The organism is Vibrio sp. Y176, from assembly GCF_033438945.1.
Genome location: NZ_JAWOQS010001216.1, coordinates 1 through 512, shown reverse-complemented (window position 1 = coordinate 512; position 512 = coordinate 1). Strand labels below are relative to the sequence as shown.

Annotated in this window: 1 pseudogene; it reads right to left on the bottom strand. The window is 46.9% G+C overall.

Features of this window, described 5'->3' with window-relative positions:
* Positions 1–512 (bottom strand): annotated as a pseudogene (locus R7O13_RS31050) (hypothetical protein); the annotation flags it as partial.

Here is a 512-nt window from a genome sequence, read left to right as displayed (position 1 = left end):
ACGTTTGTGATAGTTGGTTGGTCATCTACGATGGTCACTGGGATCACCGCTGAACTGGTATCACCATCAAAATCGGTCGCAATAATCGGGAAGTTCAGCGTTAGCTCGTCACTACCATTGGCATGGTCGATAGGGCCTTCTAGCGTAAAGTTATAAGAACCATCTGCGTTAACAATCAAGGTAAAGACAGCGTTACCACCTGCGGTGGCTTGATAAGTAAAACTGCCATCTGGGTTGGCCGTTTCACTCAATGTCACCGCAACACCTTGTGAAGTAAGCCCATCAACAGGCATCGCACTCGCATCAAGCTGATAACTGACGACACTATCCGAGCCTTGAGTCGTAGTGAACTTAACGTCTATAGAAAGCGCTTCTTTTTGATCAGAACCAATGTTGTTCAAGTCATCTTCATCGACCGTGATTGGCGCAACATTTGTGATCACTGGTTGGTCATCAACAATGGTCACAGGAATCGTGGCAGAAGTGGTGTCACGATCAAAATCCGTCGCGAT